The sequence below is a fragment of the Luteimonas kalidii genome (assembly GCF_029887935.1).
Classification (GTDB): Bacteria; Pseudomonadota; Gammaproteobacteria; order Xanthomonadales; family Xanthomonadaceae; genus Luteimonas; species Luteimonas kalidii.
This window is the reverse complement of the sequence record NZ_JARXRO010000020.1, coordinates 752031-776244: the sequence shown is the minus strand read 5'-3', so window position 1 is coordinate 776244 and position 24214 is coordinate 752031. Positions and strand designations below refer to the sequence as shown.

At 71.9% G+C, this 24214-nt stretch carries 26 protein-coding genes; 14 read left to right on the top strand and 12 right to left on the bottom strand.

Translation table 11 applies throughout. The annotated features are described in order from the left end of the window. Window positions 1–220: 220 nt before the first annotated feature. The gene (gene upp / locus QFW81_RS17090) at window positions 221–853 is read left to right on the top strand and encodes a uracil phosphoribosyltransferase (RefSeq protein WP_280580421.1); all 633 of its coding nucleotides are present in this window, start codon (window positions 221–223) and stop codon (window positions 851–853) included. Between the two features lie 10 nt (window positions 854–863). Here the strand turns inward: upp and QFW81_RS17085 are convergent, their stop codons facing one another. Further along, window positions 864–2633 carry a glycoside hydrolase family 9 protein gene (locus tag QFW81_RS17085; RefSeq protein ID WP_280580420.1) on the bottom strand — a complete coding sequence of 590 codons (1770 nt, stop codon included), beginning with the start codon at window positions 2631–2633 and terminating at the stop codon, window positions 864–866. Between the two features lie 417 nt (window positions 2634–3050). On the opposite strand from QFW81_RS17085, the gene QFW81_RS17080 reads away from it, so the two are divergent. After that, the gene (locus QFW81_RS17080; RefSeq protein WP_280580419.1) at window positions 3051–3431 is read left to right on the top strand and encodes a helix-turn-helix transcriptional regulator; all 381 of its coding nucleotides are present in this window, start codon (window positions 3051–3053) and stop codon (window positions 3429–3431) included. A 19-nt stretch (window positions 3432–3450) separates the two neighbouring features. Here the strand turns inward: QFW81_RS17080 and QFW81_RS17075 are convergent, their stop codons facing one another. The 8 genes from QFW81_RS17075 to QFW81_RS17040 form a co-directional block, all read right to left on the bottom strand. Next, entirely contained in the window at window positions 3451–3852 is a 402-nt protein-coding gene (locus tag QFW81_RS17075) for an MAPEG family protein (RefSeq protein WP_280580418.1), read from the bottom strand. Continuing rightward, window positions 3849–4751, bottom strand: a complete 903-nt coding sequence (locus tag QFW81_RS17070; protein ID WP_280580417.1) for an MBL fold metallo-hydrolase — start codon at window positions 4749–4751, stop codon at window positions 3849–3851. Before QFW81_RS17070 ends, QFW81_RS17075 begins: the two co-directional genes overlap by 4 nt. A gap of 57 nt (window positions 4752–4808) precedes the next feature. Further along, entirely contained in the window at window positions 4809–6548 is a 1740-nt protein-coding gene (gene ggt, locus QFW81_RS17065) for a gamma-glutamyltransferase (protein WP_331488093.1), read from the bottom strand. Then, window positions 6545–6799, bottom strand: coding sequence for a YfhL family 4Fe-4S dicluster ferredoxin (locus QFW81_RS17060; RefSeq protein ID WP_280580416.1), 255 nt, complete (start codon window positions 6797–6799; stop codon window positions 6545–6547). Before QFW81_RS17060 ends, ggt begins: the two co-directional genes overlap by 4 nt. A gap of 199 nt (window positions 6800–6998) precedes the next feature. Further along, window positions 6999–7484 carry a hypothetical protein gene (locus QFW81_RS17055; protein ID WP_280580415.1) on the bottom strand — a complete coding sequence of 162 codons (486 nt, stop codon included), beginning with the start codon at window positions 7482–7484 and terminating at the stop codon, window positions 6999–7001. 38 nt (window positions 7485–7522) lie between these two features. Next, window positions 7523–8026 carry a pantetheine-phosphate adenylyltransferase gene (gene coaD, locus QFW81_RS17050; protein WP_280580414.1) on the bottom strand — a complete coding sequence of 168 codons (504 nt, stop codon included), beginning with the start codon at window positions 8024–8026 and terminating at the stop codon, window positions 7523–7525. A 66-nt stretch (window positions 8027–8092) separates the two neighbouring features. Continuing rightward, on the bottom strand, window positions 8093–8653 hold the full coding sequence (gene rsmD, locus QFW81_RS17045; RefSeq protein ID WP_280580413.1) for a 16S rRNA (guanine(966)-N(2))-methyltransferase RsmD: 561 nt from the start codon (window positions 8651–8653) through the stop codon (window positions 8093–8095). Beyond that, a complete protein-coding gene (locus QFW81_RS17040) occupies window positions 8650–10440 on the bottom strand; it encodes a DUF885 domain-containing protein (RefSeq protein ID WP_280580412.1) in 1791 nt (596 codons plus the stop codon). The genes rsmD and QFW81_RS17040 overlap by 4 nt, the downstream gene beginning before the upstream one ends. Window positions 10441–10585: 145 nt before the next feature. On the opposite strand from QFW81_RS17040, the gene ftsY reads away from it, so the two are divergent. The 4 genes from ftsY (at window position 10586) to QFW81_RS17020 (ending at window position 14811) form a co-directional block, all read left to right on the top strand. After that, the gene (gene ftsY / locus QFW81_RS17035; RefSeq protein ID WP_280580411.1) at window positions 10586–12076 is read left to right on the top strand and encodes a signal recognition particle-docking protein FtsY; all 1491 of its coding nucleotides are present in this window, start codon (window positions 10586–10588) and stop codon (window positions 12074–12076) included. Further along, entirely contained in the window at window positions 12073–13371 is a 1299-nt protein-coding gene (locus tag QFW81_RS17030) for an AsmA family protein (protein WP_280580410.1), read from the top strand. The genes ftsY and QFW81_RS17030 overlap by 4 nt, the downstream gene beginning before the upstream one ends. Further along, entirely contained in the window at window positions 13368–14435 is a 1068-nt protein-coding gene (mutY, locus tag QFW81_RS17025) for an A/G-specific adenine glycosylase (RefSeq protein WP_280580409.1), read from the top strand. Before QFW81_RS17030 ends, mutY begins: the two co-directional genes overlap by 4 nt. Before the next feature lie 97 nt (window positions 14436–14532). Then, window positions 14533–14811 (top strand): oxidative damage protection protein, encoded by a 279-nt coding sequence (locus QFW81_RS17020; RefSeq protein ID WP_280580408.1) that lies wholly within the window; start codon window positions 14533–14535, stop codon window positions 14809–14811. A 246-nt stretch (window positions 14812–15057) separates the two neighbouring features. Here the strand turns inward: QFW81_RS17020 and QFW81_RS17015 are convergent, their stop codons facing one another. Then, window positions 15058–15516, bottom strand: coding sequence for a DUF6491 family protein (locus tag QFW81_RS17015; RefSeq protein WP_425604063.1), 459 nt, complete (start codon window positions 15514–15516; stop codon window positions 15058–15060). A 152-nt stretch (window positions 15517–15668) separates the two neighbouring features. On the opposite strand from QFW81_RS17015, the gene QFW81_RS17010 reads away from it, so the two are divergent. After that, entirely contained in the window at window positions 15669–17072 is a 1404-nt protein-coding gene (locus QFW81_RS17010; protein WP_280580407.1) for an FAD/NAD(P)-binding protein, read from the top strand. A gap of 40 nt (window positions 17073–17112) precedes the next feature. Here QFW81_RS17010 and QFW81_RS17005 read toward each other — a convergent pair whose 3' ends face one another. Continuing rightward, a complete protein-coding gene (locus QFW81_RS17005; RefSeq protein ID WP_280580406.1) occupies window positions 17113–17322 on the bottom strand; it encodes a hypothetical protein in 210 nt (69 codons plus the stop codon). Between the two features lie 334 nt (window positions 17323–17656). After that, window positions 17657–18130 (bottom strand): protein tyrosine phosphatase family protein, encoded by a 474-nt coding sequence (locus QFW81_RS17000; RefSeq protein WP_280580405.1) that lies wholly within the window; start codon window positions 18128–18130, stop codon window positions 17657–17659. Between the two features lie 314 nt (window positions 18131–18444). Here QFW81_RS17000 and QFW81_RS16995 point away from each other — a divergent pair, with 314 nt between their 5' ends. The 7 genes from QFW81_RS16995 to QFW81_RS16965 all read left to right on the top strand — a co-directional run bounded on the left by QFW81_RS16995 (window position 18445) and on the right by QFW81_RS16965 (window position 24098). Continuing rightward, window positions 18445–18978 (top strand): hypothetical protein, encoded by a 534-nt coding sequence (locus QFW81_RS16995; RefSeq protein ID WP_280580404.1) that lies wholly within the window; start codon window positions 18445–18447, stop codon window positions 18976–18978. Window positions 18979–19010: 32 nt separating this feature from the next. Continuing rightward, complete coding sequence (gene modA, locus QFW81_RS16990; RefSeq protein WP_425604075.1) at window positions 19011–19805, top strand: molybdate ABC transporter substrate-binding protein; 795 nt, start codon at window positions 19011–19013, stop codon at window positions 19803–19805. 12 nt (window positions 19806–19817) lie between these two features. Next, on the top strand, window positions 19818–20504 hold the full coding sequence (modB, locus tag QFW81_RS16985; protein WP_280580402.1) for a molybdate ABC transporter permease subunit: 687 nt from the start codon (window positions 19818–19820) through the stop codon (window positions 20502–20504). Continuing rightward, window positions 20504–21124, top strand: coding sequence for an ATP-binding cassette domain-containing protein (locus tag QFW81_RS16980; protein WP_280580401.1), 621 nt, complete (start codon window positions 20504–20506; stop codon window positions 21122–21124). The genes modB and QFW81_RS16980 overlap by 1 nt, the downstream gene beginning before the upstream one ends. A 24-nt stretch (window positions 21125–21148) precedes the next feature. Next, complete coding sequence (locus QFW81_RS16975) at window positions 21149–21739, top strand: flavin reductase family protein (protein WP_425604062.1); 591 nt, start codon at window positions 21149–21151, stop codon at window positions 21737–21739. 13 nt (window positions 21740–21752) lie between these two features. Next, on the top strand, window positions 21753–23708 hold the full coding sequence (locus QFW81_RS16970; RefSeq protein ID WP_280580399.1) for an acetyl-CoA hydrolase/transferase C-terminal domain-containing protein: 1956 nt from the start codon (window positions 21753–21755) through the stop codon (window positions 23706–23708). Window positions 23709–23780: 72 nt separating this feature from the next. After that, entirely contained in the window at window positions 23781–24098 is a 318-nt protein-coding gene (locus QFW81_RS16965; protein ID WP_280580398.1) for a BolA family protein, read from the top strand. The last annotated feature ends 116 nt before the right edge of the window (window positions 24099–24214 follow it).

Below are 24214 nucleotides of genomic sequence, written 5' to 3'. Positions count from 1 at the left end.
TGGCGCGCGCCCGAGTCGGGGCAGGAGGCCCCGACCGAGGGAAGAGCGACCCCCGGTCGACAGGGCGCGCCGTCCACCCGAAGCACGGCTGCAGGTTCACGGCGGTAAGAACGGGCTCGAGCGCAGAGCGACATCGGCGACATCAGGTTCGGCCTTCGCAGCTTTGTCGCCATGCACCGATTCATGCAGACTGCCCGGACGCCACATCGTCGCCCCCGCCATGAAGACCGTCGAAGTCCGCCACCCGCTCGTCCAGCACAAGATCGGCCTGCTGCGCGACGCCTCGCTCAGCACCAAGGCCTTCCGCGAACTGGTGACCGAGCTCGGCACCCTGCTGGCCTACGAGGCGACGGCCGACCTGGAGACCGAGACCGCGACCATGCCCGGCTGGGCCGGCGAGGTGACTGTGCGCCGCATCGCCGGCGCCAAGATCACCCTGGTGCCGATCCTGCGTGCGGGGCTGGGCATGCTGCCCGGCGTCCTGGCGCTGATCCCGGCGGCGAAGGTGAGCGTGGTCGGACTGCAGCGCGACGAGCAGACCCTGCAGCCGGTCCCCTACTTCGAGCGCCTCACCGGACGGCTCGACGAACGCGATGCGCTGATCCTCGACCCGATGCTGGCGACCGGCGGCACCCTGATCGCCACCATCGACATGCTCAAGCGCGCCGGCGCCCGCCGCATCAAGGGCATCTTCCTCGTGGCCGCGCCAGAAGGCCTGCGCGCGCTCGAGGCGGCGCATCCGGACGTGGAGGTGTACACCGCCGCGATCGACGAACGTCTCAACGAGAAGGGCTATATCCTGCCGGGCCTGGGCGATGCCGGCGATCGCATCTTCGGCACCCGGCTCGACTGACTGTCGTCGCCTACTCAGGCGGCGTCAGCGCCTGGATCGCCGCGGCCACGTACACCAGCGGCGCGTTCCAGTTGATCGCGATCTCGTTGCTGGCGTAGCTGCAGTCGTGGTCGAGCCACGACAGCGCCGGCAGCGTCGACGGATAGCCGCCGGCCGGCGCGCACTCCTCGCGATCCTGCTGGCGCGGGTTCGGCCCGCCCGACAGCAGCCCCGGCACCGGCGCGTCGATGCCGTCGGCCTGCGAGGGCCGGTGGTGGATGTGCATCGGCGTACGGACCCCGTACCCGGTCACGAACGACATGCCCAGCGGATTGCGCCCCAGCACGTAGTCCAGCTGCGACTGCGCCGCGTCGAGGTACCCGCGATCGCCGGAGAGGCGATAGCCCTGCACCAGCATCAGCGCCTGGTTGAGCGCCTGCGCGCTGCTGCCCCAGACGAAGTCCTCTGGCTGCATCGCGATACGCCAGGCCGAGGCGCGGGATTGCGCGGCGAGCCGCGCGGCCAGCACGTCGATCGTCGCCTCCACCCGCGCGCGCATGGCGGCGTCGGGCAGCCGGTCGCGATGACGCGCCAGCGTGCCCCAGCCCAGCGCGCCGACGCTGGCCCAGGACGGCACGTCCGCCTCGCGCGCATGGCGTTCGAACGCGCGCAGGTAGTCGCCATTTCCGGTCAACACGAACAACTCAGCCGCCGCCCAGGCGAACTCGTCGTCGAACCCGTCGTCGCCGTAGGCGCCGGTGACCACGTCATCGGGCTGGCGGTACGGCACGTCAGGATGCGCCTGCGCCCACGCCCACGCATGCTCCGCCGCCTCGCGCATCCGCGCCGGCATCCCGGGGAACTGCGCCTCGAAATCGCCATACACGCGCGCGGCCTGCGCCATCACCGCGGCGAAGTCGAGCGTGGCCGCCGTGCCCTTCTGCACCACGTAGCGCCGCTCGCGCGCCGCCTCCGGCATCACTGCGCCGTCGAACCGCAGGTTGGTGAGCTTGTGGTAGACGCCGCCGTCGGCCAGATCCTGCATCTCCAGCATCCAGCGCAGGTTCCACCAGGCCTCGTCGAGCAGGTCGGGCACCGCGTCGCCGCTCTCGGGGATGTCGATGTCGCGGCTGCGGAAGAACGCCGGGAAGTCCTCCCAGGCGGCCAGCAGCGTGTGCATGGTGATGCCGGAATTCACCACGTACTTGTTGTAGTCGCCGGCGTCGTACCAGCCGCCCGGCGCGGAGATCGTGCTGCCGGCCGGCCGGTCCGGCGAGGCCGCCGAGGCGTGGATCTCGACCTCGGTATCGGGATGGCCCGCAGCGCGCGCGTAGCGACCGGCATACGCGGGCGCAAGCGCGGTCCCCGCGCGGTTGTAGTAGAAGCCCTTGAGCGCGGCATCGGCCAGCGGGGCGTACGCGTCCGGGTCGACCACGAGCCGGTCCAGTGCCTCCACACCGTCCACCCGCAGCCGGTAGCGGCCGGCGTCGAGCTCGCCGAGATCGGCCACCGCTGCGGCACGCCCGGCGGGAGCCCATTGCGACGCGGGCGGCAGCGGGGCCGCCAGCACCACGTCGCCGGTGTCGTCGCGCAACACTTCGAACCGGCCGCCATCCACGCCTTCCACCACGGCGAGCTTGGCCGAGCCGGGCAGGAAACCGAGCTGGTTGAACCGGGCGGCAGGTCGCCCCTGCCCGGGATCGCGCCCGGACGCCGCCGGCGCGATCTGCGGCAACGCGGCGAGCAGCAAAAGCGGGAGGGAGAAGAGGCGGATTGCGGGCGAGGCAGTCGGAGGCGTCATGCCCCGATCCTCGGTGCATCCGGCGCCGCTGGCAAGACGGGGCCGGACGCGTGTCGGGAGGGGACCCGACGGGGGGAGGGACCGGTCCGGTTGGGCCGACGGAAACCGTCGACCCAACCAAACCTGCGCTTGCTTCCAGCGTTTCCCTGCGGAATTGCTCCTATGGCGTCCATCCTTGGAGCCGACGCGACCACACGGGTGCAACCCTCGCCCATGTCCACCGGACACGCAATGGGCCAGACCCGGTCTCCGGTGTCAGTATTGCTGACGTGTTCAAAATATATGCCTCGCCCGCAATCACTTGCGAGACTTTGACAACAAAGGTGGACAAGCGTTGTCAATATCTCTGACATGTCAGGATTGCTGTAGCATCGACCGTGGCAGGCGGGCGGTGGCCCGCTCCGGAGACCTTCGCAGATGAAGCTGAGTACCCGCATCCGCACCGCGCGCGTGCGCGCCGGCATGTCGCAGGCGGACCTGGCCAGTGCGCTCGGGGTGAGCCGCAGCGCCGTAGGCAACTGGGAGAGCGTCAAGGGACGCGTGTTTCCGTCCACCGAGCGGCTCTCGGAGCTGGCCATGGCCACCAGCGTGTCCTACGAGTGGCTCGCCACCGGGCGCGGCGCGCCCCAGGCGCCGAGCGAGGGCATCCCGGCCGCGGACGCGGAGTTCGTGGACGATCCGGTCGAGCGGCGACTGCTGGAGGGCTTCCGCGCCTGCAGCGAGCAGTTCCGGCAGGCGATCCTGACCGTGGTCGAGGCGCAGTCACCGCAAAGGCCGCGGCGCCAGCGCCCGGGCTGAGGGCCCGCGCCCGCCTTCGTCAGAGCGTGTAGACCACCACGAAGCGCCACAGGCCCGCCAGCGCCATCGCCAGCAGCACCAGGAAGGTCAGCAGCGTGCCGGCGAAGCGCCCGAACGAATAGCCCGGCGATCCGCCCAGCCCGATCGCGTGCAGCACGCGCGCCAGCAGCAGCACCCCGCCGCAGGTCCACAGCAATGCGGCGGGCATGGCCGAGAGTTCCAGCAGCGCCAGCATCAGCAGCGCCAGCGGGACGTACTCGGCGAAATTGCCGTGCACCCGCACGCGCAGGGCCATGGTCCCGTCGCCGCCGGTGCCGACCCCGATCCGGCTCGCGCGCCGGTGCAGCACCACGCGAAGCGCCAGCGCCACGTACAGCAGCACGTGCAGCGAGGCCATCAGCAGGGTGATGCGCGGCATCATGCGGCCGCTCCCGCGCCCAGCGTTCGCGCCGCCAGCCGCGCGACCGGATGGATCGCGGTGAAGCGGCCCTTCTCGTCGCGCGCGAGCTGTACCAGCGACGTGTCCGGGTCGTGGGTCAGGAACAGATGCACATCGCGCACCAGCTTGTCCTCCAGGAAAGCCTGCTTCTCGTCGACCAGCAGTTCGGCGCAGCGATCGTAGCCCATGGTGATCGGCACATGCACCCACGGCAGCCCGGGCACGAGGTCGGCGCAGAACACCACGCCGCCGTGCGGCCGTCCCTCGCGCAGGTCGGGCCCGAGGATCTCCGCCAGCATCATGCCCGGAGTGTGCCCGTCGCTGTAGTGGAAGCGCACCGCATCGCCGAGCGCGGGCGTGCGGTCGCCATCGACGAATTCGAGCCGTCCGCTGCCCTCGAGCAGTGCGGGGAGTTCGGGGATGAAGCTGGCACGGTCGCGCGGATGCGGATGGCAGGCCCGCTGCCAGTGGCGGCGGCCCACCACGAATGTCGCGTTCGGGAACAGCAGGCGCGGCGGCGTGTCGCGCTGCCAGGGCGCCAGCAGCCCGCCGGCGTGGTCGAAATGCAGGTGGCTGAGCACCACGACGTCGATGTCGGTGTGCTCCACGCCGGCCGCACGCAGCGAATCGAGCAGCACATGGCCTTCCTCGGCCACACCGAAGCGCTCGCGCATGCGTGGATCGAAGAAGGCGCCGACGCCGGCCTCGAACAGCACGGTGCGACCGTTGAGCGGGGCGGCGAGCAGCCCGCGCGTGGCCAGGCGGATACGGTTGTCGGCGTCGGGTTCGACCCAGCGCGTCCACAGCGCGCGCGGCGCATTGCCGAACATCGAACCGCCGTCGAGCCGCTGCGAGTTGCCTTCGATCGACCAGAGCTTCATGGCGGCTCTCCTGGTGGGACGGAATGGCGCCGGCGCGAATCCACGTGCGCGACGCGCTCAGCGCGGGGGCGCGTCCACCGCCTGCACCGCCGCGCTGCCGACGGGATTGCGCGGATCGGAGCCGCCATGGAGCGTGTTGTCCTGCAGCCGCCATTCGACCGTCTGCAGGTTGCCCCAGACGTGGCTGGAGCCGCGTCCGCCCTCCGCCTCGTCGCCCGGCAAGCGCACGGTGTGGCCCAGCGCGCGCAGCGCCTGCGCGACCTGCGGCGTGAAGGCGCCGCTTTCGGCGTCGATCCGGTCCGGCATCCACTGGTGGTGGTAGCGCGGCAGCGCGGCGACCGCCTGCGCGTCGAGCCCGGCGTCGTAGCCGAGGATGCCGAGCAGCACCATGGTGATGATGCGGGTGCCGCCAGGCGTGCCCAGCACCACGACCCGGTCGGGCGACTGCATGAAGGTCGGCGTCATCGAACTGAGCATGCGCTTGCCCGGCTCCGGCGCGTTGGCGTCGTAGCCCATCACGCCGAAGGCGTTGGGAGTGCCGGGCTTGAGCGCGAAATCGTCCATCTCGTTGTTGAGCAGCACGCCTGTGCCGGGGGGGACGAGGCCGGAGCCGAACAGCAGGTTCACCGTCTGGGTCACGGCGGCGCGATTGCCTTCGGCGTCGATGATCGAGAAGTGGGTGGTCTCCTCGTCCTCCAGCGGCGTCGGCTGACCCGAGAGCAGGTCGCTCGGCGTCGCCTTCGCGGGATTGATGGTCGCGCGCAGGCCGGCGGCATAGTCGGGACTGGTGAGCAGGCGCTGCGGCACCCGCACGAAATCGGGATCGCCGAGGTAGAAGGTGCGGTCGCGGAACGCGCGGCGCATCGACTCGGCCACCAGGTGCACGCGCAGCGGTTCGTCGAGTTCGCGCAGCTCCCAGCCCGACAGGACCTGCAGCATCTGCGCCAGCGCGATGCCGCCGGACGAGGGCGGCGGCGCGGTGGTGATGTCCCAGTCCCGGTAGCGGAAGCGGATCGGCTCGCGTTCCTTGACCGTGTAGGCGGCCAGTTCGTCGGCGGTCCACTGCCCGCCCTCGGCATTGACGCCCGCGACCAGCTTCTCGCCGACCTCGCCGCGATAGAAGCCGTCGAAGCCCTTCTCCGCGAGCAGTTCCAGCGTGCGCGCGAGATCGGGCTGCCGGAACACGTCGCCGTCCTTCGGCGCCACGCCGCCGGCGAGGAACACCGCGCGCGTGCCGGGGTAGCGTTCCATCACCTCGCGCCGCTGCTGGAGGCCGCGCGAAAAACGTCCGTAGACGGGAAAGCCTTCGCGCGCGATGCGGATCGCGGGCGCCAAAGAGGTCGACAGCGGCAACCGGCCGTACTCGCCGGCCACGTGCACGAACGCCGCCGGCAGGCCGGGGATGCCCGCCGCCCAGGGGCCGTTGACCGCGCGGTCGCGGTCGAACTCGCCGTCGGCGGTGAGGTAGCGCGCCTGGGTCGCGGCCGCCGGCGACATCTCGCGCGCATCGACGAACACGTCCCTGCCGGTCTTCGCCTCGTGCAGCAGGAAGAAGCCGCCGCCGCCGAGACCCGACGAGATCGGCTCGACCACCGACAGCACGGCGGAGACGGCGACCGCGGCATCGAAGGCGTTGCCGCCGGCGCGCAGGGTCTCGAAGCCGGCTTCGGTGGCGAGTGCGTGCGCGGAGGCGATCGCGGCGCCGGGCGGGCGGGCGTCGGGCGCGGTGTCGCGCGCGGACAGCGGCGCGACGACCAGCAGGCAGGCGAACAGGAGGGCGGCGAGCGGTCGGGTCATGCGGACTCCTGCTGCAGGCGGCGCAGCTTGGCGAGCAGCTGCGGTTCGGTTTCCGGATGGTCGGGATCCGGATCGATGCACTCGACCGGGCAGACGACCACGCACTGGGGTTCGTCGAAATGGCCGACGCACTCGGTGCACAGGGCCGGATCGATGACGTAGATCGTTTCGCCCTGCGCGATGGCGCGGTTCGGGCAGACCGGCTCGCACACGTCGCAGTTGACGCAGAGCTCGTTGATCTTCAGGGACATGCGCGCATTGTAAGCGCTGCGCCGCACGAGACCCGTTCCATGCGCGGAACGCAGGCCGCCGGCGGTCCGCGGTACGCGGTGCCGGGGCGGTCCAGCGCCCGCGCCGGGCGCTGGCGCCCCACTTCGGAATGCTCGATCCCGCCCGTGCGGAGATGCCGTTCCGACACCCACGCCCGCTGCGCGGGCGTGGGTCATCACGTCACTTGGCGTCGACGAAGACGTATTCCACGCCGGCCGGCTCGACCGCAGCCCGGACGCGGTCGTTGTTGGCCTGGTCACCGATGTAGACCACGCGCACGCCCTTCATCGTGTTCGGGGTGACTTCCCCGAACGCCGCCACCATCAGGTCCGCGGTCTTGGTCGGGTTCAGCCCCGCGTAGGTCAGGATGTTGCCCTTCACGATGCCGCGGGCCACGTCCATCTTGGCCTTGTCGAGCAGGCGGTTGTATTCCTCGGGATCGTTCGGGTTCTCGTTGGCCGGCACGCGGTACACGTAGGGCTGGGCGGTGATGCCCTCCATGTGGCGCGGCACCTGGTCGCTCAGGTAGGTCTGCCAGGCGGCCTTGTCGTCGGTCGTGGGGACCGGGACGGCCGCCGCCTCGACAGGAGCGGCCTCTTCCTTCTTGCACGCCGCCAGCAGCAGCACCAGGCAGGCGGTCAGCGCCAGGGTGTTCATGAGTTTCATCGCGGTACTCCGAGGGTAGATGTGTGGGGTGGACGATATCAGCCGGCGTCGCTACGCCACTCGGCCTGCAGGGCTTCGGCCACGGCGGCCGGGACGAAACCGGACACGTCGCCGCCCAGCCGCGAGATCTCGCGGACCAGCGACGAGGAAATGAAGCCGTACTGCTCGGCCGGCGTCAGGAACAGGGTCTCCACCTCCGGGATGAGGTGCCGGTTCATGCTCGCCATCTGGAACTCGTACTCGAAGTCGGACACCGCGCGCAGGCCGCGCAGCAGGATGCCGCCGCCCACGTCGCGCACGAAGTGCGCCAGCAGCGAATCGAAGCCCTGTACTTCCACGTTGGGATGCCGCGCCAGCGCTTCGCGCGCCAGCCGGACGCGCAGCTCCAGCGGCAGCGTGGGACGCTTCGACGGGCTCGCGGCGACGCCGAGCACCAGTCGTTCGAACAGCGGCGCAGCGCGATCGACGAGATCGATGTGGCCGTTGGTGATCGGATCGAAGGTACCGGGATAGACCGCGATACGGTTGCGGGCCTGGCTCATGGCTTGGGCAGTGGCGCAGTCGGTGTCCGGGATCGGGCGGAGTGTAGCAGCGCGGCAGGCGCAGGATCAGTCGCCGCGCCGGTACAGCGCGTGCCGGGTCTCGCGCGTGCGCCCTTCGCGATGCAGGCGCCATCCGGCAGGCGGCGCGATGTTGCGCTGCAGCGAAGCCTCGACGTACAGCCACGCGCGTTCGGCCGTCCAGGCGTCGAGCTGGCCGAGCGCCGCGTCCCACAGATCCGCATCGAACGGCGGATCGACGAACACGACGTCGAACCGACCCTGCAGTGGCGCGTGCAGGAAGGCGATCGCGTCGGCCTGTATGACGGTCGCCGCCTCGCCGCCCGGCAGGCGTGTTGCGGCCTCGCGCAGCGCCTCGCACACGCGGGGATCCCGCTCGACCAGCAGCGCCTCGCGCGCACCCCGCGAGAGCGCCTCGAAGCCGAGTGCGCCGCTGCCGGCGAACAGGTCCAGCACCCGCGCGCCGGGGATCACCGGCTGCAGCCAGTTGAACAGCGTTTCGCGGGTGCGGTCGGACGTCGGCCGCAGCCCGTGCGCGTCGGCCACCGGCAGGCGCATGCCCCGCCAGCGCCCGCCGATGATGCGCACGCTGCCGGCCGCGCGCGTCATGGCGCTGGCGCGGCCTTCTGCGCTGCGATGAACGCGCGCACTTCCGATTCGAGCACCGGCAGCGGCACCGAGCCCAGTGCGAGGACGGTGTCGTGGAACGGGCGCTGGTCGAAGCGCGGACCCAGCTCGCGCTCGGCTTCCGCGCGCAGGTCGCGCAGGGTGCGATAGCCCAGGTAATACGACAGCGCCTGGCCGGGCCAGGAAATGTAGCGGTCGACCTCGGTGACCACGTCGTGCCGGGCGAGCGCGGTATGGCTGGCGAGATAGTCGATCGCCTGCTCGCGGCTCCAGCCGTACTCGTGCAGGCCGGTGTCGATCACCAGCCGCGCCGCGCGCCACATCTCGAAGGTCAGGCGGCCGAAGTCCTCGTAAGGCGTCTCGTAGATGCCCATCGAGGTGCCGAGCCATTCCGTATACAGGCCCCAGCCCTCGCCGTAGCCGGAGAAATACGTCTGCTGGCGGAAGTCCGGGCGCGCCGGCGCCTCCAGCGCCAGCGCCGCCTGGAAGCTGTGCCCGGGCGCGCATTCGTGCACCACCAGCGCGGGCAGGTTGTACAGCGGGCGCGACGGCAGGTCGTAGGTATTGAACAGGCAGGCGTCCAGTCCGCCGCGGCCGGAGGTGTAGATCGGCGCGATGTCGTCGGGCACCGGGATGATGGTGAAGCGGTAACGCGGCAGGATGTTGAACGCGTGCTTGAGCTGGCCGTCGACCTTCTTGGCCACGTAGGACGCGTTCGCCAGCAGTTCGCGCGAGCTGCGCGCGTAGAACTGCGGGTCGGTGCGCAGGAACTGCAGGAACTCCTCGAAGCTGCCCTCGAAGCCGGCGCGCGCCATCACCTCGCGCATCTCGGCCGAGATGCGTTCGACCTCGGCCAGGCCGATGGCGTGGATCTCGCGCGGGTCCATGTCGCGGGTGACGTACTCGCGGATCTGGCTGCGGTAGAACGCGCGCCCCTCGGGCAGCTCGCTGGCCGCGATCGTGGTGCGCGTGCGCGGCAGGTACTCCTCGCGCAGGAAGGCGAGCAGCGTGGTGTACGCCGGCACCAGCCGTTCGAGCACGAGTCGCCGCCCCTCCTCGCGCAGCTGGCTGCGGCGCGGCTCCGGGACCGACGCCGGGATCGCGTCGAAAGTGGCGAGGAAGGGATTGCCCGCGTCGGTGCGGGTGTAGGGTTCGAGCGTGCGGTCGCGGCCCTCGATGCTCGCGCGCGGCACGCTCCAGCCGCGCTCGAGCCCGCGTTCCATGTTCGCGATCTGCTGGTCGAAGTAGCCCGGCAGGTCGCGCAGCCGGCCCAGCAGCCGGTCCCAGTCGGCTTCGCGTGCGTAGGGCTGGTTCGGATTGAAATAGCTCCAGAAGAACGAATCGCTGTTGAACGGCGCTTCCCAGGTGCGCCACGTGGCGGCGCTGTGGTCGGCCTCGACCATCGCGCGGAACACGGCAGCGTTCACGCGTTCGGCCGGCGAGAGCTGCGCCGGGTCGATGGCGTCCAGCGCCTCGAGCACCTGCGTCCAGTACGCGGCGCGGCGTTCCCAGTCGTCGGGCGCGACCGACGGCAGCCGAGAGGAGGCCTGCCAGCGGCCGTCGATCTTCTCCCGCGCGAACTCCTGCTGGCGCCACGCCCATTCGCGCTCGTACAGCGCGCGCAACGCCAGGTCTGCCGCGCTCGCCGACGCGCCTGCGGCCGGCTCCACGGCGGTCGCAGGCATCGGCTGGCTCGCGGTCTGCGCGTAGACGAGGTGCGGTGGCAGCGCCAGGACGGCAGCGATCGAAAGCGTGAGGCGGAGGGACATCGGGCGCACCTGCGGACGGCGAAAACAGGGGATGGAACCGCATCCGGGCGCGTCTGCACAAGGGCCCGGGGTCACGGGCCGGCGGGGGGCCGGTGGTAGCATGTGCGGCCTTCGGACCTCCCCCCACCGGTCCGCACGTCGCCCGATGATCCGACTGTTCGGCCGCAAGAAGCCCGGCTCCGACGCCACCGGCGAGCGGGAGGACGGACGCGCGGCCGAGCGCAGGGGCGGCTTCAGCATCGAGGAGCTGGCGGCGGCATTCCCCGACGCCGCGCCCACCGAGCCGACGCCGTCCGCGGACGTAGACGCGGACATGCCGGCATCCTCGCCCGCTGGCCAGCCGTCCGGCGCGAAGCCGGACGTACCGGCGACTCCGGAAGCGACTCCATCCGCATCCCAGACGCATGTACGCGCCTCTGTTGTCGACGCGCCTGTTGCGCCTGCGCCTGCGTCCGCACCCACTGCCGCCACGCCAGCACCGTCTGTGTCTGTGTCTGTGCCTGTGCCCGCTCCCACACCCGCAGCGCCGGAGCAGCGGGCCGCGCCCGTGCAGGCGCAGCCCACGTCCGCACCGGTCGTGCCGCCCTCGCCTGCGCCCGCGTCCACACCAGCGGTGCCGCCCGTGGCACCGGCGCCCGTCCCGGTTGCGAACCCGCCGTCGATCCCCGCTGTCGATGAGGTGGACGGTTCCGGCGCCCAGGCGCCACCCGCCGCCGAAGGCAAGCGCGGCTGGCGCGACCGCCTGCGCGGCAGTGCCTTCGCGCGCGGCGTCGGCGGCCTATTCTCGCGCAACCCGAAGCTCGACGACGACCTGCTCGACGAGATCGAGACCGCGCTGCTCACCGCCGACGTCGGCGTGGCGGCCACCACGCAACTGGTCGAGGACCTGCGCAGGCGGATGAAGGCGCGCGAATTCGCCGACGCCAACGCGTTGCTCGCCGCGCTGCGCGAGGACCTGATCGCGATGCTGCGCCCGATCGCCAGGCCGCTGCAGGTCGATACCGGCGCGAAGCCCTTCGTGATCCTGACCGTGGGCGTGAACGGCGTCGGCAAGACCACCACCATCGGCAAGCTCGCACGTCGCTTCAAGGACGAAGGCCACGCGCTGATGCTGGCCGCTGGCGACACATTCCGCGCCGCAGCGGTAGCGCAGCTGCAGGCCTGGGGCGAGCGCAACGGGGTGGCGGTGATCGCGCAGGGACAGGACGCCGATCCCGCCTCGGTCGCGTTCGATGCGCTGCAGGCGGCGAAGTCGCGCGGCACCGGCGTGCTGATCGCCGACACCGCCGGTCGCCTGCACACCCAGCAGGGCCTGATGGCCGAGCTGGGCAAGATCCGCCGCGTGCTCGGCAAGCTCGACCCGTCCGCGCCGCACGAAGTGCTGATGGTGATCGACGGCACCACGGGGCAGAACGCGCTGTCGCAGCTGCGCCAGTTCCACGCCGCGGTGAACGTGACCGGACTGGTGGTGACCAAGCTCGACGGCACCGCCAAGGGCGGCGTGGTGTTCGCGCTCGCGCGCGAGTTCGGCATCCCGATCCGCTTCGCCGGCATCGGCGAACGGCCCGAGGACCTGCGCGTGTTCGACGCCGAAGCCTTCGTCGACGCGTTGCTGCCCGAACGCCTCGGCGGGTGAACGCCGGCCGCGCGCAGGCGGCGACGCCGCGGGCGCGCCCGCGCTGGGCCCGGATCGCGCTGGCGCTGTGCGCGGTTCCGCTCGCGCTCGGGTTGCTGCTGTGGCTGGTGCTCGCGCTGGCGTTTCCCCCGGAGCGCATCGTGCCGCTGGTGCTCGCGCGGGTCGGCGCATCGATCGGCCTGGAGATCAGCGCCGACGGCGACGCCGCTTCGCGCTTCGGCGCGCGACCGAGCTTCGTGGTCCGCAATCTGGTCGCGCGCGAGCCGGGCGCCGCACGTCCGCTGCTGCAGGCGCGCCGGGTGCTGGTGGCGCTGCCCTGGCGCACCATCCGCGCGCTCGGAGATCCGCTCGAACTCGCGCGCGTGGAACTCGATGGTGCGGTGCTCGATCTCCCGGCGCTGCAGCACTGGCTCGCGACGCGGCCGCCCGGCGCGGGCCGCCTGCCGATCGTCAGCGACGGACTGCAGGTGACCGGGGGCCGCATCGACGGCGACGGCTGGCACGTGGAAGCGCTGCGCCTGGCGCTGCCGCGACTGCATCCCGAGCGGCCACTGCGTGCGCAGGTCTCGGGCCGCTACGTCGATGCGTCGCGGCGCGCACCGTTCGCGCTCGCGGCGAGCCTGGTGCGTCCCGCAAGCGGCCGCGGTTTCGCGCTGGCCGGCCCCGTCGCGCCGGAGGGCGACGGCTGGCGTGTGCCGGCCTGGATCCTGCTGTCCGGCGCGCTGCACTGGGAGGACGGTCTGCGCCTGCTGCCCGCGCGATTCGGCGCGAGCGCACGCCTGTTCGCCGGCGACACCGTGGCGCCGTTCGCGCTCGGCCTGCACGCTCCGCTGCGTTCGCATGCGGGCGCCTGGACGCTCGTGCCGGCCGGAATCGCGTTGCGCGGCGAAGGCCTGGTGCCTTCGCTCGACGCGCGTGGCCGCATCGCGTACGGCCAGCGGTTGCTGTTCGAGGCAGAGGGTCGGATCGCGCGCTGGCCGTCGGAATGGCCGACGCTGCCGCCGCCGCTGGGCGCGTCGCGCGTGCCGCTGGATCTCGCCTTGGCCTATCGCGGCGCGCCGGACCTGTCCGCGCCGCTGTCGCTGCGCGCCGCGCGCGACGACCTGCGCTTCGACGGCCGCCTCGACGTTCCCGCGCTGGTCGCCTGGGGCACCGCGCCCACGCGCGATTCGCCGCTGCCTCCGCTGCAGGGACGTCTGCAGGCCGCGCGCATCGAGGTCTCGGGCGCCGAACTCGAGGGCGTCGTGCTCGAGTTCGAGGACGATCCGCCCGCCACGGCGGCCCCCGCGCCATGAGGGCACCGGACGACCGCTTCGCCACCCGGGTGCTGCGCTGGTTCGACGTGGCAGGACGCCACGACCTGCCCTGGCAGCATCCGCGCACGCCCTATCGCGTGTGGCTGTCGGAGATCATGCTGCAGCAGACCCAGGTGCGTGTGGCGCTGCCCTACTTCGAACGCTTCGTCGACGCCCTGCCCGACGTGCGCGCGCTCTCCGCCGCTCCGCTGGACCAGGTGCTGGCGCTTTGGTCGGGGCTGGGCTACTACGCACGCGCCCGCAACCTGCACGCCGCGGCGCGCCTGTGCGTGGAGCGCCACGGCGGCGAAGTGCCGCGCGACTTCGACGCGCTGCTCGCGCTGCCGGGGATCGGCCGCAGCACCGCCGGCGCAATCCTCTCGCAGGCCTGGGGCGACCGGATCGCGATCCTGGACGGCAACGTCAAGCGCGTGCTGTGCCGCGTGCACGCGGTGGACGGCTGGCCGGGCACCCCTGCCGTGGAAAAGCGCCTGTGGGCGGTCGCCGACGCGCACCTGGCCGGGGTGCCCGAGGGCCGCATGGCCGATTACACCCAGGCGCAGATGGATTTCGGCGCGACCCTGTGCACGCGGCACGATCCTGCATGCGTGCTGTGCCCGCTGCAGGACGAATGCACCGCGTTGCGCACCGGGCGCGTCGGCGAATTGCCCACGCCGCGGCCCGGCAAGCCGCTGCCCGAGCGCGAGGCGCTGGCGCTGCTGCTGCGCGACGCGGAGGATCGCGTCCTGCTGCTGCGCCGTCCGCCCACCGGCATCTGGGCCGCGCTGTGGTCGCTGCCAGAGCATGCCGACCGCGAGGGCGCACGCGACTGGTTCAGCCGCCATGTCGGCACCGGATACGACGACGCGGAAGCGCTCGAGCCGATCGCGCACGCCTTCACCCACTACCGCCTGACGCTGCGGCCGCTGGCCTGGCATGGCGTGTCGCTGGGCGCGGCGGTCCGCGACGATGGTGACCTGCGCTGGGTCGCGCGCGCGGACCTGCCCGCATTGGGAATCCCGGCGCCGGTGCGCAGCCTGCTCGAACGCGTGCTGCGGGCGTAGCGGCGCCGGACCCGTCGAGAGCCGTGGCGGCAAAGCCGCGCGTCGCCGGCCACGACACTCCTACAATGGCGACCGGTCCCACCGGAACAACGCCGCCATGTCCCGCATCGTCTTCTGCCACTACGAACAACGCGACGCCGAAGGACTGGATTTCGTCCCCTGGCCCGGCGAGCTGGGCAAGCGCGTGTACGCCGACATCGGCAAGCCGGCCTGGGCGGCGTGGCTGGCGCACCAGACCATGCTGATCAACGAGAACCGCCTTTCGCCGCTCGATCCCCAGCACCGCGCCTTCCTCGAGGCCGAGATGCAGAAGTTCCTGTTCGGAGGCGGTGCGGAGAAACCCGCCGGCTACGTGCCGCGCGACGGCGAGTCCTGAGCCGGCCGCGCATGCACGTCGTGGCCGGCGGCCTCGGCCGGATGATGCACATCAGTCGGACCGCGTAGCCCGGGTAAGCGGAGCGCACCCGGGAGCTATCGATCTCCGTCGGGCGAAACCTTCCGGAGAACCCGGATGCGGCTGCGGCCTTATCCGGGCTACACGAATCCGTCGCACCGCGTCGTCCGGACAGGCGACGCGCACCCATGCCCGATGAGGCAGCGAACGCCGTACGAACGCGGTCCGTCAGGGCGTGGCGTCCTGCGCTTCGCGCTCCTGCACGCGCGCTTCGCGCAGGTCGCGCTCGGACGCGCGCAAGGCCTTGACGTCGAGCGGACGGATCTGGCCGATGTGGCAGGGAATCCGGATCCCGCCGCCGCTGCCCACGATCACTTTGTCGAAGCGCGCGTGGACCCGGTTCATCTGGCTGGTCAGTCCGATTGTCGGCGTGAACGCCAGGTCCTGGCACGGGCCCGACAGTTCCAGCAGCCAGGCCTCGGACGGGCGCGTCCACACCGCAAGCGCGCGATCGCCCAGCGGAGTCCAGCCGTTGAGGCTGCCGAAGTAGCTGAAGGCGGTCACCGGTTCGCCGGCATGGGCCTGGTACAGCGCGAGCCGCTCGGCATCGCGCAGACCCGTGTCGGACGCGCATCCCGCCAGCAACAGCGCCGCGAGCAGCGTGGCCATGGTCGATCGGGTCGTCATCGTCGTCGCTCCGCGTGGCTCCAATGGCTGCATGATGCGCCCGCCGCGCTGGCATCCGGACGATAAACAGGCCCCGGTTCAGCGACCGGTCGGCGTCTGCGGCGACGATGCGGATGCGACAATGCCGCGCATGTGCCCGGCTGCCTGCATGCATGACGCCAGACCCCGGACCCGATGAGGGCAGCTACGACGCGGTGATCGTCGGCGGCGGCGCGGCCGGCGTGCTGGTCGCGATCCGGCTGCTGATGCGGGGTGCGACCGCCCCGCGCATCGCGATCGTCGAACCCGATGCCGAACTGGCGCGCGGCGCCGCCTACGCGACCGGGCAGCCGGCGCACCTGCTCAACGTGGTCGCCTCCCGCATGAGCGCGATCGCGGAGCAGCCCGGGCACTTCCTGCAGTTTCTGGAGCGCGACGGGGCTGGAGCCGCGGCCGGACTGTGCGCACGCTTCATGCCGCGCCGCGACTACGCGCGCTACCTGCGCGACACCCTGGCCTCGCTGCCGGGAAGCGCAGCCGTGGCGCACCTGCGGGCGCCTGCGACCGACATCGAACGGTTCGAAGGCGGCTACCGCGTGCAGCTCGGGAACGGCGGGTCGATTTCGGCCGCGCACGTGGTGCTTGCGATCGGAAACGCGCCGCGCCCGCTGCCGGCCTACCTGCTGCATGCCGGGGTGTGCGTGGCCGAAGCCTGGAGCGACGGGGACGTCGCCGCCATTCCCGCCGCGGCCGACGTGTGCATCCTCGGATCGGGGCTGAGCATGGTCGATGCCGTGCTCACGCTCGCTGCAGGCGGACACCGCGGCCGCATCCTGGTGCTATCGCGGCACGGTCTGGCGCCGCTGCCGCACGTGGCGCCGGGACCGCACGACGATCCAGGCGTGGAGGACCTGCTGCCGCTCGGGGTGCTCGCACGCTGGCGCCTGCTCCGTCGGCGCATCGGGGCGGCGGTGGCCGCGGGCGAGCCGTGGCAGTGGAGCCTGGACCGGCTGCGCCCGCACGGCCAGCGCCTGTGGCGCTCGCTGGACGCGGTCGAGCGCCGCCGGTTCCTGCGTCATGCGGTGCGCTACTGGGACATCCACCGCCACCGCATCGCACCCGAGGCCGCGGCGGCGCTCGACGCGTTGCGTGCCGAAGGCCGGCTGGAGATCGTCGCCGGACGCCTGCGCGCCATCACCGCCGATCCCGCCGGCGGCAGCTGCATCCACTACCGGCCGCGCCACCACGCGCGCGAGCACATGCGCCATGCCGACTGGATCGTCAACGCCACCGGCGTGGAGACCAATGTCGACCTGCATCCCGGCGGACTGCTGCAGGCGTTGCGCGCACGCGGCATCGTGCTGCCCGGCCCGCTGGGCATCGGCCTGGCGAGTACCGTCGACGGCCACGTGATCGACGCCCGTGGGCGTCCGGATCCGCGCCTGTTCGTGATCGGCGCGCTGCGCATCGGCGAGCTGTGGGAGAGCATCGCCATTCCCGAACTGCGCGAGCAGGCACGCGACATCGCCGCGACGATCCTTCCGGACCGGGCGAGACCTGCTGGCCGCCAGAGCTGAGGAAGACGCCCTGCGGCCGCGCGGCAGGCGGGCGCTCGCGTCAGCCGCAGGTGCCCACGATCAGCCGCACCTCGCCCGCCACCGGGACACGGACGCCGGTCGGGCAGCCGGTCTCGGCGTAGCGCCGTTCGGCCAGGGCGTGCGCGCGCTCGATCGCCTGCAGCTTGGTCACGCAGACCAGGCAGGTCACGCCGCTGCGTACCAGCCAGCCGTCGCCGGCAGCCTCGATCTCGACCAGTTCGCGAACCATGCACGGACACCTCGGAAAGACAGGTGCCCCGGCACGACCGGCGATCCTGTCGGTCGCGACCGGCATCCGTGCAGCGTCGATCCATCGTCCTCGCGCGCTGCCGGGGCGGACACAGCGTGCCTGCGACGGCGGGCCTCGACCATCGGGCGGCACCGCCACTGCGCGTAGGAAAAATCCGACCCGCGCGCTTCGCACAACCTGGCCCGCACCTGCGGCCGCGTCATACCCCCGCAAGCGAACGCCTGCTGGCGACGCGACGCACGCAGCGATCCGCGCATCCTTGGCCGATCGCGACGGTCCACCCGCGCAGCGGCGCCCGCGCGGGCTGCACGCCTCAGTCGTCCGCCGGTTCCGGTGCGATGCCGAGGCGTTCCCGCACATGCGCGTCCAGGGCGGGATGCGTGAGTCCGGCCGAGCGACCGAAGGCGAATGCGTCCGTCGGCGACATGTCGCCGGCGTCGGCGGCACCAAGCGCCAGCAGCGCGCCGGCGCGGTTGGCCGTGGAGCAGTGCACCAGCACGGTGCCGGGCGCCTCGTGCACGAGGCGCCAGAGCTCGCGCGCATTGGACTCGGTCAGGTCGGCCGCACCCGCGATCGGGATCGCATGGTAGGCGAGTCCCGCCGCGCCGACCTCGGCGCGCAGGTCGCGCTCCGGCACCTCCGACGGGGGCCGGAGATTGATCACCATGACCACGCCATCGGCCGCCAGCGCGGGCCAGGCGATGGCGTCCGGCTGACCGGCCGTCAGCAGGCCCGGGCGCGGCGACCGCAGGCCGGGCACCGCGATCGAGACCGGGGCATCGGACACTGCGTAATCGGCCGGCGCGCGAGCCGATGTGGCGCATCCGGCCAGCAGGGCTGCGGCGAGCAGGCAGAAGGCATGCCCTGCATGGTGAGACGTGGATGGGTTGCGCACGGCAGGCCTCCTTCGTGGATCCCGCACTTTACGCCGGCTCCGTCGCGCGGGCGCCTGGAGCCTGGCGTGGGACGCGACACCCACGATGGCGTCCCCAGAGGCCGGACGATCGATCGACGCTTCGCCGGAAAAGCCATGCCCGCCGGCCGGGCGCCGTTGCCGCGACCGCTATAGTGCGGCCCGTCACCCTCCGCACCGGATCCGGTATGGCTCGACGTCTCCATCCGCACCGGCCGCGCCTCGCGGTCCTCGCATCGGCGGCCCTGGCATGGCAGTCCGCCATCGCGGGGCCGCAGCCGCAGGATCCCGCGCTGCGGGCCTCGTTGCCCGGACCGACGCAGATCGCCTCACCTGTTTCCGTGCAGCTCGACGCGAACGTGCTGGCCGGCCTGCCGCGCGAGTCCGTGAACGCGCGCGTGCACGACGCCACGCTGCGCTGCGAAGGCGTTGCCCTGATCACGCTGCTGCGGGCCACCGGCGCCGTGCCGGAGGAACGACTCGACCGCGCGCACCTGTTGCGCTACGTGCTTGCCGACGCGCGCGACGGCGATCGTTCGCTGTTCTCGCTGGCCGAACTCGATCCGGACACCGGCGGCCGTGCCGCCTTCGTGGTGGACCGCTGCGACGGCAAGGCGCTGGATCCGGACACCGGACCGCTCCAGCTGCTGGTCCCCGGCGACACGCGCGCGGCAAGGGCCCTGTCCCGGCTCGACGCGCTCACCGTCGTGGTGGCGCCATGAGCCGCGGACCGGCGACTCGCGGCACGCAGTCGATGGCGCGGCGGGTGGTGGCCGCCACCGTGCTGGCCCTCGTCCTGGCTGCGTGCAGTCGCGGCGACGCGCCTGCCGCGGGCGTGGATCCGCCATCGCCGCCCCTGGTCGTGTTCGCGGCCGCCAGCCTCCAGGAAGCGATGGACGGTGCCGCCTCAGCGTTCCGGTCGCGCAGCGGCCAGGCGGTGCAGGTGTCGTATGCCGGCAGTTCCGCGCTGGCGCGCCAGATCGAACAGCGCGCGCCCGCCGACGTCTTCGTCAGCGCCGACAGCGAGTGGATGGACTGGCTGCAGGCGCGTGCGCTGATCGATCCGGCCACGCGCATCGACCTGCTCGGCAACACGCTGGTGCTGGTCGCGCCGAATGACGGCGATGCCCGGGCGTTCACCCTGTCGCCGGGTTCCGACCTGCGTCCGCTGCTCGGCGAAGAAGGCCGGCTTGCACTGGCGTTGACCGACAGCGTGCCGGCCGGCAGGTACGCGAAGGCCGCGCTGGATTCGCTCGGAGCGTGGGAGCAGCTGCGCCCGCGCGTGGCCGAGTCGGACAACGTGCGCGCGGCACTGCTGCTGGTCGCGCGCGGCGAGGCGCCGCTGGGCGTGGTCTATGCCAGCGACGCGCGGGCCGAGCCGAGGGTGCGGGTGCTGGCGACGTTTCCCGCAGGCTCGCACCCCGACATCGTGTATCCGGCGGCGACCGTGCACGCCAGCGGACATCCGCAGGCGAACGCATTCGTGCACTGGCTGCAGTCCCCGGAGGCCGGCGCGGTCTTCCGCCGCCACGGCTTCATCGTGCGCTGAGGACGGCCGCGCGTGTTCACGCCAGAGGAAACCACCGCGATCGCGCTCAGCGTGAAGGTTGCAGTCGCCGCGGCGCTGGCCAGCCTGCCGTTCGGGGTCGCGGTGGCGTGGCTGCTCGCGCGCAGGCGCTTCTTCGGCAAGTCGCTGCTCGATGCGCTGGTGCATCTGCCGCTGGTGTTGCCGCCGGTGGTGGTGGGTTACGCGCTGCTGGTGGCGTTCGGCCACAATGGCACGATCGGCCGGATCTTCTCGGAACAGTTCGGCATCACGCTCGCGTTCCGCTGGACCGGCGCGGCGCTGGCGAGCGCGATCATGGGCTTTCCCCTGATGGTGCGCGCGGTCCGGTTGTCGATCGAATCGGTGGACCGGCGCCTGGAACAGGCGGCCGCCACGCTGGGAGCCCCCCCGCTCCGCGTGTTCTTCACCGTCACCCTGCCGCTGGCCTGGCCCGGCATCGTCGCCGGAGGCGTGCTGGCCTTCGCCAAGGCGCTGGGCGAATTCGGCGCCACGATCACCTTCGTCTCCAGCATCCCCGGCGAGACGCGCACGCTCTCGTCCGCCATCTACGGCCTGATGCAGGCCCCCGGCGGCGAGGCCGGCATCTGGCGGCTTGCACTGGTGGCGCTGGCGATCTCGCTGGCCGCGTTGATGGCTTCGGAGTGGCTGGTGCGGCGCCAGCGCCGCGGAGCGCGCGACTGATGCTGGACATCGACATCCAGCTTCGGCTCGGCCGGTTCGAGCGCGACGTGCGCATCGTCGAGGACGCGCGCGTGCTGGCGCTCACCGGCCCCTCGGGCGCCGGGAAGACCTCGGTGCTCAATGCCATCGCGGGACTGGTCCGGCCGACGCGCGGGCGGATCACGATCGACGGCCGCACGCTGTTCGACAGCGCTGCGCGCATCGCGGTGCCCACCCACCGCCGCCGCATCGGCTATGTGTTCCAGGAACCGCGCCTGTTCCCCGATCGCGACGTGCGCGCGAACCTGCTCTACGGTCGCCATGGCGCGCGCGGGAGCGCGGCCACGTTCGAACTCGAAGCGGTGGTCGCGCTGCTCGGCATCGGTGAGCTGCTGGCGCGTCGCCCGGAGCACCTGTCCGGCGGCGAGGCGCAGCGGGTGGCGATCGGGCGCGCCTTGCTGTCCCAGCCCGCGATCCTGCTGTTCGACGAGCCCCTGTCGGCGCTGGACCAGGCTCGGCGCGAGGAACTGATCCCATGGCTGCGGAAGGTGCGCGACGAGGTGCGGCTGCCGATGGTCTACGTCAGCCACACCCAGGATGACGTGCGCCGCCTGGCCGACGCCGTGCATGTGCTGGCGTGACGCCACGTTCGCACGCCGCGGGGCATGCTGCCGGCCGTGAGTCGCGCGAAACCCATCGTCAGCGTCGTCCGCAAGCGGTCCTTTCCGGTCGAGCGCGTCCGCCGCTACCTCGAACCCGGGCCGGTGCTGCTGCTGTGCACCCGGTGGAAGGACGAGCGCGCGATCATGACCCTGGGCTGGCACATGATGCTGGGCTACGACCTGGTCGGCACCTACCTCTGGGACGCCAACCGCAGCCATGCGCTGGCGCGCCGCAGCCGCGAATGCACGCTCAACCTGCCGACGGAGGCCCTGCTCGACACCGTGGTCGGCATCGGCAACTGCTCCAGCCGCGAGGGCGACAAGTTCGAGCGCTTCGGGCTGACCGCCTCGCCGTCGCGGCAGGTGGCCGCGCCGGGCATCGCGCAGTGCCATGCGACCCTCGAATGTACGCTCCACGAGACCCGAATCACCCGCGACTATCCGCTCTTCGTCTGGCGCGTGACCGCCGCACGCGCGGCACCGGCGCCGAAGCTGCCGCGCACGATCCATTACCGTGGCGAAGGGCGCTTCATGGTGTCCGGCCGGGAAGTGTCCCGGCGCCGCCTGTTCCGGCCGGACATGCTCGATCAATGACGGGAGCGGCCCGATGACCCTGCGGCTCGAGGACCTCGACGAGGCTGTCGCTGCGATGCTGCAGCGTCTTCCGCCAGCGCTGCACATCGGTGCGCCGCTGGGCCTTGGGAAGCCGCATCGCCTGCTGAACGCGCTGTACGAACGTGTCGCGGCCGATCCCGCGCGGCCGATGACGCTGTACACCGCGCTCTCGCTCGACCCGCCACGCGCGCCGCCCGGGCTGGCGCGGCGGTTCATGGCGCCGTTCGCCGAGCGCCAGTTCGGCGCCGGCTTCCCGCGCCTGGCCTATGTCGATGCCCTGCGGCGCGACGCGCTGCCGGCGCACGTATCGGTGGAAGAGTTCTACCTCCAGTCGGGCGCGATGCTCGGCTCGGCGCAGGCGCAACGGCGCTACGCCAGCCTCAACTACACGCATGTGGCGCGCGCACTCGCCGACCGCGGGGTCAACTGCATCGTGCAGAAGGTCGCCGCGAACGACGACGTCTCGCGGCTGTCGCTCTCGTCCAACACCGACCTGACCTTCGATGCGGTCGACGCCATCGTCGCCGCGGGTCACCCGCGCCCGCTGCTGGTGGCCGAGATCGATCCGCACCTGCCCTGGCTCGACGGCACGGCGGTGGTGGACGCGGACTGGTTCGACCTGGTGATCGCGCCACCGGGCCCGCATCCGAAGCTGTTCGCGTTGCCGCGCCAGCCGGTGGGCGATGCCGAGCACGCGATCGGCCTGTACGCCAGTGCGCTGGTCCGCGACGGTGGCACGCTGCAGATCGGCATCGGCGCGCTCGCCGACGCGCTGTGCCATGCGCTGGCGCTGCGGCATGTCGACAATGCCGCCTACCGGCGCGTGCTGCACGCGCTGGATCCGACGCTCGAAGCTCATCCGGCCGTGAAAGCGAGCGGCGGGCTGGAGCCGTTCGAGCAGGGCCTGTACGGCTGCAGCGAGATGATCAACGAGGGTTTCCGCCGGCTGGTGGAGGCGGGCGTCCTGCGGCGCAAGGTGGTGGACAAGGCGTCACTGATGCAGCGCGTGAACGACGGCAGCGCCAGTCCGCTCGACCTGGAGCTGCTCGAGCGCGACGGCCAGTTCCTGCACGGCGCGTTCTATCTCGGCTCGCAGGCGTTCTACGACTGGCTGCACGGACTGGACGATGCCACCCGGCGCGGCATCGGGATGAAGCGCGTCAGCGAGGTGAACGAACTCTACGGCCTCGACGAGGGCCTGGAGCGCCTCCAGCGCCGCGACGGGCGCTTCTTCAACACCTGCATGATGGCCACCGCGCTCGGCGCGGCGGTCTCCGACGGGCTGGAGGACGGGCGCGTGGTGTCGGGCGTCGGCGGCCAGTACAACTTCGTGGCGATGGCGCACGCCCTGCCCGGCGGGCGTTCGGCCCTGCTGCTGCGCGCTACGCGCGAGAGCGGCGGCGAAGCCGAATCCAATATCCGCTGGAACTACGGCCACACCACCATCCCGCGCCACCTGCGCGACCTGTACATCACCGAGTACGGCATCGCCGACCTGCGCGGCCAGCCCGACGAGGACTGCGTGATCGCGATGGCCGGGATCACCGATGCCCGGTTCGCGTCACAGCTGCTCGATACGGCGCGGCGCGAGCGCAAGCTGCGTGGGGACTTCGCGATGCCTGCGGCGTGGTCGGCGCATACCCGCGAGCGCCTCGCGGACACGCTGGCGCCGTTCCGCCGCGACGGCACCCTGCCCGACTATCCGCTCGGCAGCGATTTCGCGGAGGTCGAGCAGCGCCTGGTGCGCGCGCTCGCGTGGCTGCAGGCACGCACGGGATCGCGCCGCGGCAAGCTGGAGACGGTCGCCGCCGCGCTGGCTTACCGGGACGCCGCCGCTGACGATGAGGCGCTGGCACGCATGGACCTGGCGGCGCCGCGCGGCATCGGCGCTCGCATCGAGGCGCGCCTGCTGCGCCTCGCACTGGCGCGGACCCGGGCCAGCGGCTGAATGCAACGCAGTGGTGCGCCATCGGGGCGCACCGGCACGGCACCTCGACGGCACGGCGAGTATCATCGGCCCATGTCCACCAAAGCAGACCGCCTCCGCGACGCCCTGCAGGCCCTTTCGCCATCGCGCCTCGACGTGCTTGACGAAAGCCACATGCACAGCCGCGGGCTGGAAACGCACTACAAGGTGGTGATCGTCAGTGATACGTTCGACGGCAAGCGCCCCGTGCAGCGCCACCAGACGGTCTACCGCACGCTCGGCCCGCTGATGCAGGAGATCCACGCCCTGGCCCTGCACACCTACACGCCCGGCGAATGGGCGCAGGCGGGCGGCGCTCCGGACTCGCCGACCTGCCGCGGCGGCAGCAAGCACGATCGCGCAAATTCCTGAGGTCGAGAGCCGTCTGTTTCGTTGATCGTCGATTGCCGACGGCGTCGCGTGTGGTCCGCGGAAGGATTCGGGCTTCGGAGGGACACCGTGTCCTGCCGCCCGGGACTCGCTTTTCG